We start from the raw sequence: 15555 nt of genomic DNA, 5'->3' as shown, positions 1-15555 counted from the left end.
GCGCCGAACAGTCGCGTATGGACATTGCCGTGGTGCAGAATTCCCGAGCCCACCGGGATTGCGACAACGATGTCCCAATGGCTGGGAGCCCCGTAATCTTCGCTTAACTTCGTGTTACTTAACGGTAGCTTTCTGGCCGCTCGCTATGTAGAGTGCCTCAAACTGACCAAGAGTGCAACGGCGCATCCTTTTGTCAGTGCCCCCAAAGGCTCTTGCGGGATCGCGGTGGGTGAGTCATGCCCTGCTGCAGCCCGCGGCCTGACGACGGGAGGTCTGATGCCCCTTTCCCACCATGCAAGAAAATCGGCGCAGCGTAGCGCCGCCGCCCAAGGTCTCTACGACCCGGCCAACGAACACGACGCGTGCGGGGTCGCCTTCGTCGCCGACCTGCGCGGTAGGCGCAGCCACGACCTGGTCGCGAAAGCGCTGACGGCACTGCGCAACCTGGAGCACCGCGGTGCCAAGGGCGCCGACCCCGAGACCGGGGACGGCGTCGGTCTGCTGACCCAGATCCCGGACGAGTTCTTCCGCGCCGTCGTACCCTTCGAGCTGCCCGAACGCGGCGGTTACGCGGCGGGAACCGCGTTCCTGCCCGCCGACCCCGATGAAGCGGCGCACGCGGTGGCGACCATCGAGCGGATCGTGGCGGAGGAGGGCCTGCGGCTGCTCGGCTGGCGCGAACTGCCGGTGGAAACCGGCTGCGCCGGCAGTTCGGCGCGCGAAACGATGCCCGGCTTCCGGCAGCTCTTCGTCGGCCACGGCACCGATGCCGCGCAGGGCGAGACGGCGCTGGAGTTCGAGCGGCGGGCGTTCTGCGTCCGCAAGCGGGCCGAGCACGAAGCCGACGTGTACTTCCCGAGCCTGTCGGCGCGCACCATCGTCTACAAGGGGATGCTGACCGAGGCCCAGCTCGGCGCGTTCTACCCCGACCTGCGTGACGAACGCTTCACCAGCGCGATCGGCCTGGTGCACAGCCGGTTCTCCACCAACACGTTCCCGTCGTGGCCGCTGGCCCACCCGTACCGGTTCATCGCGCACAACGGCGAGATCAACACCCTCAAGGGCAACCGCAATTGGATGCGGACCCGGGAGAGCATGCTGGCCACCGACCTGATCCCCGGTGACCTGCGGCGGCTGTTCCCGATCGCCACCCCGGACGCCAGCGACTCGGCGACCTTCGACGAAGTGCTGGAGTTGCTGCACCTGGGCGGCCGGTCGCTGCCGCACGCGGTGCTGATGATGATCCCGGAGGCGTGGGAGAACCACGCCGAGATGGACCCCGCCCGCCGCGCGTTCTACGAGTTCCACAACTACCTGATGGAACCCTGGGATGGCCCGGCGCTGGTGGCCTTCACCGACGGCACCCAGATCGGCGCGGTGCTCGACCGCAACGGCCTGCGGCCGGGGCGCTACTGGGTCACCGAGGACGGGCTCGTGGTGCTCGCCAGCGAAGTCGGCGTGCTGGAAGTCGACGCGGACAAGATCGTCCGCAAGGGCCGCCTGCAACCCGGCCGGATGTTCCTGGTCGACACCGGCAAGGGCCGCATCGTCGACGACGACGAGACCAAGGGCGAACTCGCCGCCGAATTCCCCTACCAGGAATGGCTGGACGCAGGCGTAGTGCACCTCGCGGACCTGCCGGACCGTGAGCGCGAGCTGCCCTCGCACGACTCGCTGGTGCACCGGCAGCAGGTCTTCGGCTACTCGCAGGAAGAGCTGGGCGTCCTGCTCAAGCCGATGGCCACCACCGGCGCCGAGCCGATCGGCTCGATGGGCAACGACGTGCCCTTCGCCGCCTTCTCCGAACGCCCGCGGCAGCTGTTCGACTACTTCACGCAGTTGTTCGCGCAGGTCACCAACCCGCCGCTGGACGCGATCCGGGAAGAGCTGGTCACCTCGCTGCGCACCCACGTCGGGCCTGAACACAACCTGCTCGACCACGACCCGCGGGCCTGCCGGAACTTGGCGCTGCCGTTCCCGGTACTGGACAACGACGAGCTCGCCAAGATCGTGCACCTCAACGATGACGGCGACCGCCCGGGCCTCAAACCCGCGGTGATCCAGATGACCTACCACGTCGCAGGTGGTGGCGAGGCGCTGCGCACGCGGCTCGACGAGATCCGCGAAGAGGTCTCGGCCGCCGTCGCCGACGGGGCGCACGTGCTGGTGCTCTCGGACCGCTCGGCCGACGCCGAGCACGCGCCGATCCCGTCGCTGCTGGCCACCGGTGCCGTGCACCACCACCTGGTGCGTGAGAAGAAGCGCACCCAGGTGGGCCTGATCGTCGAAGCCGGCGACGTCCGCGAAGTGCACCATGTCGCTTTGCTCATCGGTTACGGCGCCGCGGCCGTTAACCCGTATGTGGCGATGGCCACCGTCGAGGACCTGGTTCGCGGCGGAGTCATCCAGGACGTGGACGCCAAGCAAGCGACCGCGAACCTCATCAAGGCGCTGGGCAAGGGCGTTCGCAAGACCATGTCCAAGATGGGCGTGTCCACTGTGGCCTCCTACACCGGCGCGCAGATCTTCGAGGCCATCGGGCTCGGCGAAGAGGTCGTGCAGCAGTGCTTCACCGGCACCACTTCGCGGCTCGGCGGCGTCGGATTCGACGTGCTCGCGCAGGAGATCGCCGAACGCCACCGCCGGGCATACCCGTCCGACGGCGTGGCGGCGCCGCACCGGAAGCTGCAGGTCGGCGGCGAGTACCAGTGGCGGCGCGAAGGCGAGCCGCACCTGTTCAACCCGCAGACGGTGTTCAAGCTCCAGCACTCCACCCGCAGCGGCCGCTACGAGGTGTTCAAGGAGTACACCAGGGCCGTCGACGACCAGTCGCGGGAGCTGATGACCCTGCGCGGGCTGTTCAAGCTCCGCGAGGGCGCGCGAAAGCCGGTGCCGATCGAGCAGGTCGAGCCGGTCTCGTCCATCGTGAAGCGGTTCGCCACCGGCGCCATCTCCTACGGGTCCATCTCGCAGGAGATGCACGAGGTGCTGGCCATCGCGATGAACCGGTTGGGCGGCAAGTCCAACACCGGCGAGGGCGGCGAGGACGCCGAGCGCTTCACCCGGGACGCCAGCGGCGATTCGCGGCGCTCGGCGATCAAGCAGGTCGCGAGCGGCAGGTTCGGCGTGACCAGCGAATACCTTGTCAACTCCGACGACATCCAGATCAAGATGGCGCAGGGCGCGAAGCCCGGCGAGGGCGGGCAGCTGCCCGGCCACAAGGTGTACCCGTGGGTGGCCAAGACCCGGCACTCCACGCCGGGCGTGGGCCTGATCTCCCCGCCACCGCACCACGACATCTACTCGATCGAGGACCTGGCGCAGCTCATCCACGACCTGAAGAACGCCAACCCCAGGGCGCGGATCCACGTCAAGCTGGTGTCCGAGGTCGGTGTCGGCACGGTAGCCGCAGGTGTGTCCAAGGCGCACGCCGATGTCGTGCTGATCTCCGGGCACGACGGCGGCACCGGTGCTTCGCCGCTGTCGTCGATCAAGCACGCGGGTGGTCCGTGGGAGCTCGGGTTGGCCGAGACGCAGCAGACGCTGCTGGCCAACGACCTGCGCGACCGGATCGTCGTGCAGACCGACGGTCAGCTCAAGACCGGACGCGACGTGGTGATCGCGGCTCTGCTGGGTGCCGAGGAGTACGGTTTCGCCACCGCGCCGCTGGTGGTCTCCGGCTGCATCATGATGCGGGTCTGCCACCTCGACACCTGCCCGGTGGGCGTGGCCACCCAGAACCCGCAGCTGCGCGAGAAGTTCACCGGCAAGGCCGAGTACGTGGTGAACTTCTTCGAGTTCATCGCGCAGGAAGTGCGGGAATACCTGGCGGCGCTGGGATTCCGGACACTCGCCGAGGCGATCGGGCACGCCGACCTGCTGGACACCTCCGAGGCAGTGGGGTACTGGAAGGCCCAGGGCCTCGACCTGGCGCCGATCACGCACGTGCCGGAACTGCCGCGCGGCGCCGCACGGCACCAGACCGCCGAGCAGGACCACGGTCTGGAGAAGGCGCTGGACAACACGCTGATCCAGCTGTGCGAGGGGGCGCTGAAGGAAGGCACCTCGGTTCGGCTGGACATGCCGGTGCGCAACGTCAACCGCACGGTCGGAACCATGCTCGGCTCGGAGCTGACCAGGCGGTGGGGCGGCGAAGGCCTGGCGGACGACACCATCGACGTGACGTTCACCGGATCGGCCGGGCAGTCCTTCGGCGCGTTCCTGCCGCAGGGCATCACCCTGCGTTTGCTGGGCGACGCCAACGACTACGTCGGAAAGGGCTTGTCCGGCGGGCGAATCGTGGTTCGCCCGGACGCTTCGGCGCCGTTCGCGGCCGAGCAGAACATCATCGCCGGAAACGTGCTGCTCTACGGCGCGACCGGTGGCGAGATGTTCGTGCGCGGCGTGGTCGGCGAGCGGTTCGCGGTGCGCAACTCGGGTGCCGTGGCCGTCGTCGAAGGCGTCGGTGACCACGGTTGCGAGTACATGACCGGTGGTCGCGTGGTGATCCTCGGCAGCACCGGCCGCAACTTCGCGGCCGGCATGTCCGGCGGCATCGCGTACCTGCTGGACCTGAACCCCAAACGGATCAACCCCGAGATGGTCGACTTGGACCCGCTGGACGACGCGGACCGCGAGTTCCTGCACGACCGGGTGCGGCGGCACTACGAGCAGACCGAGTCGGCCGTGGCGCGGGAACTGCTGGCCGACTGGGACACCGCGGTCGAGCGCTTCGGGAAGGTAATGCCGAAGGACTTCAAGCGGGTGCTCGCGGCCCGAAGCGCCGCCGAACGCGACGGGCGCGACGTCAACGAGGCGATCATGGAGGCCGCACATGGCTGACCCCAAGGGATTCATGACGACGCCGCGGGAAACGCCGCAGCGTCGCCCGGTGGACGTGCGCATCAAGGACTGGCGCGAGGTCTACCTGGAGTTCGAACAGCCCAAGCTGCAGAAGCAGGCCAGCCGCTGCATGGACTGCGGGATCCCGTTCTGCCACCAGGGCTGTCCGCTGGGCAACCTGATCCCGGAGTGGAACGACCTGGTGTGGCGGGACGACTGGCAGGAAGCCGCGCAGCGGTTGCACGCCACGAACAACTTCCCGGAGTTCACCGGGACGTTGTGCCCCGCGCCGTGCGAGACGGCCTGCGTCGTCGGGATCAACTCCGACCCGGTCAGCATCAAGCAGGTCGAGATCACGATCATCGACAAGGCCTGGGACGCCGGCTTGGTCCGGCCGCAGCTGCCTCGCGCCGTCACGGGTAAGAAGGTCGCCGTGGTCGGCTCCGGGCCCGCCGGACTCGCGGCGGCGCAGCAACTGACCCGCGTGGGCCACAGCGTGGTGGTCTACGAGCGGGCGGACCGCATCGGCGGGCTGCTGCGCTACGGCATCCCGGAGTTCAAGCTGGAGAAGCGCCGGCTGGACCGGCGCCTGGGCCAGATGCGGGCCGAAGGCACCGAATTCCGCACCGGCGTGAACGTCGGCGTGGACGTGACGGTCGAGCAGCTGCGCTCCGGGTACGACGCGGTGGTGCTCGCGGGCGGTGCGACGCAAGCCCGCGACCTGCCGGCGCCGGGGCGCGAGCTCGACGGTGTGCACCAGGCGATGGAGTACCTGCCGCTGGCGAACAAGGTGCAGGAGGGCGACCTGGCGCGCTCGCCGATCCACGCCGAGGGCAAGCACGTGGTGGTCATCGGCGGCGGTGACACGGGAGCGGACTGCGTGGGCACGGCGCACCGGCAGGGCGCGGCATCGGTCACGCAGCTGGAGATCATGCCGATGCCGCCGGCGTCCCGATCCGAGGCGCACCCGTGGCCGACCTACCCGATGATCTACCGGGTCTCGTCGGCGCACGAGGAGGGCGGCGAGCGCCTGTATTCGGTCAACACCCAGGAGTTCCTGGGCGACGACCAAGGCGAGGTGCGAGCGCTGCGCCTAGTGGAGGTGCGGCGCACCGACGCCGGCTTCGAGCCGGTGGCGGGCACGGAGCGGGAACTCCCGGCGCAGCTGGTACTGCTCGCGATGGGCTTCGTAGGCCCGGAACGAGCAGGCCTGCTGGAACACCTGGGCGTCACCCTGGACGCGCGCGGCAACGTCGCCCGCGACGAGAACTTCATGTCCAGTGTGGACGGGATCTTCACGGCCGGGGACATGGGCCGAGGCCAGTCCCTGATCGTCTGGGCGATAGCCGAGGGCCGCTCGGCGGCGGCAGGAGTCGACAACTACCTGACCGGCCGAGTCGTCCTTCCAGCCCCAATCACCCCAACAGACCACCCACTAACGTAATTTTTTCGAGGTGAGGGGCACCCTTGAGAGATGCGCTGGAGTGGCGCTGTCGATGCGGCCCGAGTGAAGGATGCCTTCTGTCAATTTGCTTGGGTGTGCTTGGGTGTGCTTGGGGAAAGGTGCGCTTCACGCTTTGGTCGATCTGGTTACGGCAGTGACTGGAGGGCGTGGGCGTTGCATCGCTAGCCCCGTCATCCGCACATGGGCATAGGTGAGTTGATCGGCCGGGCCTGTGTCTTCCCGTTCAAGGGCTCTGACAGGGTGTTCGGTCGTGGATCCAGAACATGACGACCAGGCCGAGTTGATCAACCCTCATGTGCGGAATGCCCGGCTAGCCGGTATGCACCACGAAGTTGCTCTAGAACGGTGTCCGGATCGGTGCGCAACTGCGTTGGCAGGGTGTGGACGACGATGATTCCAGCGGCCGTCATCATCGAGTGTCGCTGCACGGTAGCGTCGTAGCTCGTCGGCGACAGATGGTATGCGCGTGAATCAATCTGCCAAGCAAGGCCCACTTCGTCGATCCAGCCATCGGGAATACCAAGTAGCTTTCCGGAGCTATCGAGCAGGCGGACGTTCCACTGCATTGGCGGCAGCCCGCTGCGTTCGGCCAAGCGGAAGGCCCAGCCTTCGGCAGCGGAGTGGACGTTGGCGAGCATTTCGTCCAGCACCATCCGAGGTAGCCGTGTTCCCCGGCCGGAACCCTCTTCCAGCTCCTTCTTGAGTAGCTCCGGTTTTACCAAGCCACGTTGTACGGCCTCGGCCAGCAGTGCGCGAACCTCGTCCAGTTCCCTGAACCTTCGCGCAGCATCGAGCACTGCGCGAACCAACGGCGCCACTGCGAAGCCCGCGCGGCAGTCGGGTGCCGGGAGGCGCCTCGTTCGCTCAATGGTGACGAACCTCGAGCTGAGGCATCGGGACCTGTGCGGGATGAGGATGTGGACGCCGGCTGCTTCAGGCAGGTGTTGCAGCCCGCCGAGACGTGCCGCACTGATTCCTGTCAGCACCGCCTCCGGTCCGCCGTAGCGCAGCGCGGCGTCGTAGCGTTGCTCGGTTGTCAAGTGTCCGGTAGAAAGCTGGATTACGCCGGGCAACAGTCGTCGCCACGGTCCACCAGGATCTGTTCGGTCGGACACCGTTTTTCGTGGCACCCCCAGGTCGTCAAGTTCTCGCGTGGTGATGATCCTGTTCTTCGCGACGGTCGCGATTGCATCCCAGTCAATTGGCGTCTTTCGAGACATGCCTTCAACGATTGCCAATACTTCGGTTGCGCTCCACGTCATTTCGGCAATTTGTGGATAGACCTATCCGCTGTGGATAACTCAAGTCAGCCGAAAGGGGGAGAGGTGAGGGGCACCCTTGAGCGGTTCACCCGCCCAAGGGTGCCCCTCACCTCAGAGGCCTTCGATGGGGGGTGGGGACTTTGGTGGATATCGGGCGGTTCAGGGCTTGGGTTCGGCGGGGGATTTGTGGGGATTCCAGGGCCGCTTCGCGGTAAACATTCAGGTGCCTGAGTTGATCTCGGGCGCGAAGTGTGATGATCTTGGCTCGTGGCTGGGTTGGAGGAGCTCTCGCGTGAGGAGCTGATCGCGCTCGTTGAACGGCTCCTGGAGTCCAACGCCAAGTTGACCGAGCGGGTCAAGCAGCTGGAACGGCAGGTCAGCCGCAACAGCGCGAATAGTTCGATGCCTCCCTCCGCCGATGATTTGCCCGGCCGGGCCACGCCAGCGGCGAAACCGGCGAAGCGGGCCGACCGTAAACGAGGCAAGCAGAAAGGCGCGCCGGGCAGTGCGATGTCGTGGGCGGTGCCGGATACGACTGTGCCGCATCGCCCGAGCGGGAACTGTGGTTGCGGTGCTGATTTAGCCTTCGCCGAGGATCTGGGTGTCGAACGTTCCCACCAGGTTCACGACCTGCCCGAAGTGCGTCTCACAGTTTGGCAGCACGATGTGCACCGGGTGCGGTGTGCCTGCGGCACCGAACACCTCGGCTCCCTGCCCGATGAGGTGCCGGACTCGCCGTTGAGTTATGGGCCGAATCTGCGATCGCTGGTGGTGTATCTGCTTGTCTACCAACACGTTCCGGTGCAGCGCTGTGTCCAGCTGATCGCCGACCTCACAGGCGGAAAGGGCCCGTCGGGTGGGTTCGTGCACGGCATGCTGACCCGATGCGCCCGCGCGGTGAACGAGGTCGTGGCCGTGATCAGGTCGCTGATCACGATGGCGCACGTGGCCGGGTTCGACGAGACCACCCTGCGCGTCGGTCCCGCCGGGTCGAGGAGGCGATACGTGTTGTCGGCTTCCACCGAGACCGCCACGGTTTATCACTTGGGTGGACGGGATCTGGACTCGTTTGCCGATGCCGGGATCCTGCCCGGATTCGCCGGCATCGCGGTGCATGACCGCTACAGCAACTACTTTCACTCGCGCTGGGAGAACCTAGCCGGGCATCAGGCCTGTGTTGCTCACCTGCTGCGGGACTTCGCCGACGCGGCGGAAACCTACCCGGATGAGCACTGGCCGAAACAGGCCCAACGCGCTTTACGCGGTCTGATCAAAGCCTGGCACCAAGCCAGGGAGAAGCGCTTGGCCGAGATCGACCCACGGGTGTCCGGCCCGCTGATCACCGAGTTCGATAACGCGGTCAAGGTCGGGATTTCCCGGGTTCCGCGGGTGCCCGGGCCGCCTTCGTCGACGGCGCAACGCCCCGGGCGGGAACTGCTGGAGTTCTGCCGCGACCGCCAAGGCGATGTTCTCCGCTTCAGCGGCGACACCCGGGTCTGGCCGACCAACAACATCAGCGAACGCAACCTGCGGCCCACGAAAACACAGCAAAAGATCTCCGGGCGTTTGACCAGCGAAGACATCACCCAAGATCGGTTGAACATCCGCAGCTACATCGACACCGCCCGCAAACAGGGTGTCAACGTCATGACCGCACTACGCCAGGCCATCACAGGCAACCCCTGGCAACCAGCGCTGCCCCCACCGATCTAAACCACCGGCATATTTACCACCCCCACACCCGACCCGCAAGAGCCGGGGACTTCAGCATGCCCACAGCAAAGCACCTGAATGTTTACGCTTCGCGGACCCTTCTTTGTCGGCGAATGCTTCTTCTGGTGGGGCGTCTTCCGGGACTTGGCCCTTTGACATTGAGATCACGCGGTCGAAAGTCTCCGCGTAGAAGTGCATGTCGTGGTGATCGCCGCGAGCGTTTTGCCTTGGGTGCGCAGGGTTTCGAAGAGCGCTGCGATGTTTTGACTGCCTCGTGGTCTTGGCGCGTTGTCAGTTCGTCGAGGGCCACGATCAGGGTGTCCACGCCAGGACCGCCGCGAGGGTCGCGCGTTTTCGGTCCGACAGGGATAGTTCGTACGGGTGGGCTTCGGCGCGGTTCGTGAGGCCGGTGGCTTTCATAGGCCCAGACACCAGCTCTGTTCGGCGGGTTCCGGGTGGCCGAGGTTGCTGGGACCGAATTCGACGTCTTGGCGGACCGTTCGGGGGAACAGCTGCTGGTCCGGGTTCGGGAACAGGTAGCCGGCCTTCGTCGCGAGTTGGGCGTTCGTGTGGTCGGCGGGTGTTCCAGCCGTCCACCACGACCTTGCCCTCGGTGGGTTTCACCCGCCGGTCCCGTCCAATGCGGCGGCCCGCAGTGGGATTCCAGTGGGATTCCCATGCGTCCAAGAATGGCTGCTGCTATGTGCTGGGCGAACTGGTCGATGCGCCGCTGGGTGGTGGTTGTGAGCTGCTCGGCGGCGGAGCCGAGCTTGCCGGAGGCGGTGGCTCGGACGACAAAGGGGGTTCTGACGACGGAGGGGGTTCTGACGACGATGGTGGTGGTGGCGGCTCGGACGATGGTGGTGGCGGGGAAAGCGTTGTCGTTACCGGCGGTGGGGGCGGCGGTGTGGTCGCGCCTGGTGGGGGAGGTGGCGGAGCTCCGCCGGGAGGTGGAGCGGCGGCGGGCGCCGGGGCGGCGGCGGCAGGCGAAGCGGCGGCGGGTGGTGGAGCCGCGCCGGGCGGGGGAGCGGCCATTGCGCCTGCGGCGGGCACTGGGGCGACACCCGGTGGTGGCGGGGCGAACGCGAGAAGGGTTGGATCGCCAGGAATCGAAGTGTCGCTGGGAGTGGGCATGGCGCCGCGGGCGTAGGCGTCGGCCCAGGTGAGCACCGAGCGGACGTAGGACTCGGAGTGGTTGTAGCGGAACACCGCCGCCGCCAGCTGCGCGCGGTCGCGGAGATTCCCGTTGCCGCTGCACAGGTATTGGCCGGATGCGAGCGTCGCGTCGAAGACGTTGTGGGGATCGCTGACGCCGTCACCGTTGCCGTCGGCGGCGTGGTTGCGCCAGGTGGACGGGATGAACTGCATCGGACCGACCGCGCGATCCCACGTTCGGTCGCCGTCCAGTCGGCCGCCGTCGGTGTCGCGGATGGTGGCCATACCTGGTCCACCGGACAACTGCGGCCCCAGGATCGGCGACAGAGTTCGGCCGTTCACGTCCACCCGGCCGGACCGCGCGTGGTTCGACTCGATGCGCCCGATCCCGGCCAGCACCGTCCAGCGCAGGCCACACCCCGGATCGGTACGTGCCAACGTCCGCTCGGCGCGCTGATAGGCGGCCAGCACCGGTGCCGGGATGCCCAGCGGGCCGGGTGGCACCTGGTCGGCGGGCTCGGCGTGCGCGGACAGGTCCGGCTCGGTGCTCACCTCTTCCAGGAATTCCGGGCTCATCCGATCGTCGACGGGCAGCTTTCCGTCGGCGGCCACGCCCGGCGGGAGTTCCGGCGCGGCCTGCGCCGACTGGTCGGCGGGTTCGATCGGGGAGTCGCCACGAAGCGCCAGCACCGGCAACAACGCGACCATTAGGCCGGTCGTCACTGCGGTGAACCGCTCGAACCGCTCGCCACGGCTGAACTGGCCGTCCGGACCCAACTTCCCGTCACCTCCATGCCGGTTTGGCCATGTCGAGTCCCGACCTTTCCGGAAGGTGACGGCGTTGTGAACCACCACAAGCGGTCGGAACCGCGAACGCCAAGCGACCAGAAGGTTGCGGCGAACGGCTCAGCGGCACGACGACCGATCGGAGGCTGATCGCGGGAATGTGTTGCTGGAGGCCGTTCGGGCATGGGCTGCCGACCACGAAGTCGCACGACCATATGTCGAGCTGCGGAGGATTTCAACCAGGGCGGGCGTCCTCGTCGGGCCGGGGCAGTCACCGACCGCTGATTTCCGTAGCCCGCGCAAATGTCCGATATGGACATCTTGTGCATTGGCGTCCGTCCGGCGCGGCTGTTCGATGATATCTGGATCTATCGTTCGGGGGACTTGTTGATGCGCAAGGGATCGGCGACTGATGTGCCGGTTGCGGCGTCCGGCTGTCGATCAGGGTGTTAGTCCTCCGGGTTGCGATGGCCATCGGAAGGCTCACGACCGATGGCCGGGCTACCTAACGGTGCGTTAGCGCTTCGCCCTTGGGCACTGTGACCTGAGTCTTGTTCAATGGTGGACATTGATCCTCCGGTGCTGGCCCAGGACTCGACCGGGCATTCGCACCGCAATCCGCTTCCGCCGAGGGGGCCACGCGCGCATGTCTGTCGACAGAGTGCACTAAGCCACCCCTGGCGCCACTTCGCCATCGGGTTACCGGCCGGTCATGGCCTGGGTCATCACCGGCCTGCTGGTGCTGTTCATCGTGGTCAACTGGGCCGACAAGACGGTGTTCGCATCACTGCGCAGCCGTTGACGGAGGACCCGGGCCTGAAGTCGGCGCAGATCGGCTTCATCGGCAGCGCCTTCTTCGTCCTGTTCAGAGTCGCCGGGCTCACCGTCGGATTCGTGGGCAGCCGGGTGGGACGAAACGGGTGCTGTTCGCGCTGGCCGCGCTCTGGTCGCGGGCCGGTTCGACGAACGCCTCGCAGTCGGGGCTGAGCACCAGTTGGCGGCCGGTGCGGTGGAACAGTTGCCCCGAGCTCCAAGCTCCGGATCGCCTGCGGCCGCGAAGGCTGCGCGATGTAGCGGCCTGCGCGGCCTTCGTGAAGCTCCTGTCGTCAATGTCCGCCACGAAGTATTCAACCAACCGCTGATCCATCACCGCAGGATATGCGGCTGTATTGGGTCGTGGTTATGGCTCTGTGCGGTGTTGGATCTGTCTCAGACCGGACGGTCGGTCTGGACTGCTGGTGGCCGGCGGGTAAGACTGGAAGTCGCTCTTTGCCTGCAACCGGAGGAGATAGCGTGGGTGACAGCGTCCTGACCGAGATCGTCGGCGGCGTTGCCGTGATCACGATCGACCGGCCCGAAGCCCGCAACGCGGTAGACCGCACGGTGGCCGAGGGGCTGGCCGCCGCGATCGACGAGCTCGAAGAGCGGTCGGACGCAGTCATCGGGATCCTCACCGGCGCTGGCGGCACCTTCTGCGCGGGCATGGACCTCAAGGCCTTCACCCGCGGCGAGCGGCCGTCGATCCCCGGCCGCGGTTTCGGCGGGGTCACCGAACGCCCGCCGTCGAAGCCGCTGATCGCGGCCGTCGAGGGCTGGGCCCTGGCCGGTGGCTGCGAGCTGGCGCTGAGCTGCGACCTGATCGTCGCCTCGCGCGAGGCCAAGTTCGGTCTGCCCGAGGTCAAGCGCGGCCTGGTCGCGGCTGCGGGCGGTTTGCTGCGGCTGCCGAAGACGCTGCCGTACCAGCTGGCCATGCAGGTCGCGTTGACGGGCGACCCGCTGACCGCCGAGGTCGCCCACGCGCACGGCCTGGTCAACGAGCTCACCGAGCCCGGCGGGGCGCTGGCCGGAGCTAAGGCGCTGGCCGCCCGGGTCGCCGCCAACGGACCGCTGGCGGTCCGCGCCACCAAGCAGATCGTGGCGGGGGTGGTCCGCTGGACCGACGCGGAGGCCTTCGCTAACCAGGCCGAGATCACCGCGCCGGTGTTCACCTCCGCCGACGCCCAGGAGGGCGCGCGGGCGTTCGCCGAGAAGCGCGCACCGGTTTGGCGAGGTGAGTGAGCGCCTTGTCGTACGACGCCGAATCCGACCTTCGGGACCGACGCCGCGCGGTGCGCGAGCTCGGCGCCGCGCTGCGCGAGCTGACGGAGGCTGCGGTGTCGACGGAGGTCGACGCCGAGACCCTCGTCGAGGCCGCGGAGCAGGTCCGCGGCCTGGTGCCAGCGCTGTCCTCCGCGCGCCGCGAGCGCGGCCAACCGCCCACTGTGGACGATTGTGAGCAGCCCCGGCGGCTCTACAACCCGGCGGCCGGGCCGGGCAACCCGATCGCGCCGCCGATGCGGGTGGAGATCGTCGACGGGATCGCGATCGGCACCTGCACGCTGGGCCTGGCCTACGAGGGCCCGCCCAGCTACGTGCACGGCGGCATCAGCGCGATGCTGCTGGACCAGATCCTCGGGCACGCGCACGCGGCGGCGAACGGCAAGCCCGGCATGACCGTGAAGCTGTCGCTGCGCTACCGGCGTCCGGTGCCGCTGACGACGCCGCTGCGCATCGTCGGCCGGGTGGTGCGGCGCGACGGGCGGTGTACGTACCCGGTGGGCACGATCAGCACCGCAGACGACCCCAACACCGTGCTGGTGGAAGCTGAAGGCGCCTTCATGGTGCCCAACGCCGAGCAGAACAAGCGACTGTTCGGAGAGCTGGAGCGCATCGTGTGACCGTCGCATGAGGTTCAAGGAGGAGCCGCGTGTACCCAGGAATCCACGCCGCGGCGAACCCCGACAAACCGGCCCTGATCATGGCCGGCTCGGGGGAGCGGTTGACCTACCGGGAGCTCGACGACCGATCTCTGCGGCTGGCGAACCTGCTGCGCTCCGCCGGGCTGGCCAAGGGCACCGTCGTCGCCCTGCTCACCGACAACTCGGTCCACGCCTACGAGGTCTACTGGGCGGCGGTGCGTTCCGGGATGTACTTGTGCGCGGTCAACAACCACCTGCAGGCGGCCGAAGTCGCTTACATAGTCAATGATTCCGGCGCCAGCGCGCTGGTGGTGTCGGCGGCTCTGGAGGACCTCGCGGAGGAAGTCGCGGGCCAGGTTCCCGGGGTGCGCCTGCGGATGGCCTACGGCGGCGAGGTGCGCGGCTACGAGGACTACGAGCAGGCCCTGGCTGCGGCGTCCACCGAGGTGCCCGCGGTACAGCCGAGAGGCGCGGACCTGCTGTACTCCTCCGGAACCACCGGGCGTCCCAAGGGGATCAAGCCGAGGCTGCCGGACCGCGAGGTGCACGAACCCGGGGACACGCTCGCCGAAGTCCTGCGCGCCATGTACGGATTCGGCGAGGACACCGTCTACCTCTCGCCAGCGCCGGTGTACCACGCGGCGCCGCTGCGGTACTGCGCCTCGGTGCACATGCTCGGCGGAACCGTGGTGATGATGGAGCGCTTCGACGCCGAAGGCGCGCTCCGGGCGATCGAACGCCACGGCGTCACGCACAGCCAATGGGTGCCTACCATGTTCATCCGGATGCTCAAGCTCGAGCCGGCGATCCGGCGGCGCTACGACCTGTCCAGCCACCGGGTCGCGGTGCACGCCGCCGCGCCTTGCCCGATCGAGGTCAAGCGGCAGATGATCGAGTGGTGGGGACCGATCCTGCGGGAGTACTACGCCGCCACCGAAGGCATCGGCATGACGATGATCGATTCCGTGCAGTGGCTGGAAAAACCCGGTTCGGTGGGTGTCGCGGTGCTCGGCGAGGTCCGCATCTGCGACGACGAGGGCCGCGTGCTGCCGCCCGGCGAGGTCGGCACCATCTACTTCGAACGCGACGAGATCCTCTTCGAATACCTGGGAGATCCGGACCAGACTCGGTCGGTCAAGCACGACGCGCACGAGAACTGGGCAACCATGAGCGATCTCGGCTACCTCGACGAGGACGGCTACCTGTTCCTCACCGACCGCAAGGCGTTCGTGATCATCTCCGGCGGGGTGAACATCTACCCGCAGGAGGTGGAGAACGTGCTCGCGCCGCACCCGGCCATCCTCGACGTCGCGGTGTTCGGGGTGCCCGACGACGAGATGGGTGAGTCGGTCAAGGCCGTGGTGCAACCGGCGCCCGGCGCCGAGCCCGGCCCGAAGCTGGAGCAGGAGATCCTCGCCTACGCGAGGGAGCGGGTGGCGCACTACAAAGCGCCGCGCAGCGTGGACTTCCTCGACGAGCTGCCGCGCACCCCCACCGGCAAGCTGGTCAAAGGAAAGCTCAAGGCGCGCTACGCGCGTCCGTGAGGCAACAACGGAAAGAAATTGTCGTGGAACGACGTTGGGGATCACGGTCC

At 67.6% G+C, this 15555-nt stretch carries 8 protein-coding genes; 6 read left to right on the top strand and 2 right to left on the bottom strand.

Going from position 1 to position 15555, the window contains the following annotated elements; genetic code table 11:
• Positions 1-276 precede the first annotated feature (276 nt).
• A complete protein-coding gene (gene gltB, locus SSPN_RS0128235) occupies positions 277-4842 on the top strand; it encodes a glutamate synthase large subunit (RefSeq protein ID WP_010311638.1) in 4566 nt (1521 codons plus the stop codon).
• Positions 4835-6286, top strand: a complete 1452-nt coding sequence (locus SSPN_RS0128230; RefSeq protein ID WP_010311636.1) for a glutamate synthase subunit beta — start codon at positions 4835-4837, stop codon at positions 6284-6286. Before gltB ends, SSPN_RS0128230 begins: the two co-directional genes overlap by 8 nt.
• 305 nt (positions 6287-6591) lie before the next feature.
• On the opposite strand, the gene SSPN_RS0128225 is transcribed toward SSPN_RS0128230, so the two are convergent.
• Positions 6592-7569 (bottom strand): hypothetical protein, encoded by a 978-nt coding sequence (locus SSPN_RS0128225; RefSeq protein WP_237710761.1) that lies wholly within the window; start codon positions 7567-7569, stop codon positions 6592-6594.
• A gap of 267 nt (positions 7570-7836) precedes the next feature.
• Here SSPN_RS0128225 and tnpC point away from each other — a divergent pair, with 267 nt between their 5' ends.
• Complete coding sequence (gene tnpC / locus SSPN_RS0128220) at positions 7837-9282, top strand: IS66 family transposase (protein ID WP_010310815.1); 1446 nt, start codon at positions 7837-7839, stop codon at positions 9280-9282.
• 699 nt (positions 9283-9981) lie between these two features.
• On the opposite strand, the gene SSPN_RS0128210 is transcribed toward tnpC, so the two are convergent.
• On the bottom strand, positions 9982-11214 hold the full coding sequence (locus SSPN_RS0128210) for a lytic transglycosylase domain-containing protein (RefSeq protein WP_010311630.1): 1233 nt from the start codon (positions 11212-11214) through the stop codon (positions 9982-9984).
• A gap of 1302 nt (positions 11215-12516) precedes the next feature.
• Between SSPN_RS0128210 and SSPN_RS0128195 the strand changes: the two genes are divergently transcribed.
• The 3 genes from SSPN_RS0128195 to SSPN_RS0128185 are packed head-to-tail and all read left to right on the top strand — an operon-like array spanning position 12517 to position 15505.
• Entirely contained in the window at positions 12517-13281 is a 765-nt protein-coding gene (locus SSPN_RS0128195) for a crotonase/enoyl-CoA hydratase family protein (protein ID WP_010311624.1), read from the top strand.
• Positions 13278-13940 (top strand): PaaI family thioesterase, encoded by a 663-nt coding sequence (locus SSPN_RS0128190; RefSeq protein WP_010311622.1) that lies wholly within the window; start codon positions 13278-13280, stop codon positions 13938-13940. The genes SSPN_RS0128195 and SSPN_RS0128190 overlap by 4 nt, the downstream gene beginning before the upstream one ends.
• Positions 13941-13969: 29 nt before the next feature.
• Positions 13970-15505, top strand: coding sequence for an acyl-CoA synthetase (locus SSPN_RS0128185; protein ID WP_010311620.1), 1536 nt, complete (start codon positions 13970-13972; stop codon positions 15503-15505).
• The last annotated feature ends 50 nt before the right edge of the window (positions 15506-15555 follow it).

The sequence above is a fragment of the Saccharopolyspora spinosa NRRL 18395 genome (assembly GCF_000194155.1).
In the GTDB taxonomy this organism is placed as follows: domain Bacteria; phylum Actinomycetota; class Actinomycetes; order Mycobacteriales; family Pseudonocardiaceae; genus Saccharopolyspora; species Saccharopolyspora spinosa.
This window is presented reverse-complemented; position numbering and strand designations above follow the sequence as displayed.

Coding starts and splice junctions, on each gene's coding strand:
- gltB (WP_010311638.1), top strand. CDS start 277: ATGCCCCTTTCCCACCATGCAAGAAAATCGGCGCAGCGTAGCGCCGCC.
- SSPN_RS0128230 (WP_010311636.1), top strand. CDS start 4,835: ATGGCTGACCCCAAGGGATTCATGACGACGCCGCGGGAAACGCCGCAG.
- SSPN_RS0128225 (WP_237710761.1), bottom strand. CDS start 7,569: ATGACGTGGAGCGCAACCGAAGTATTGGCAATCGTTGAAGGCATGTCT.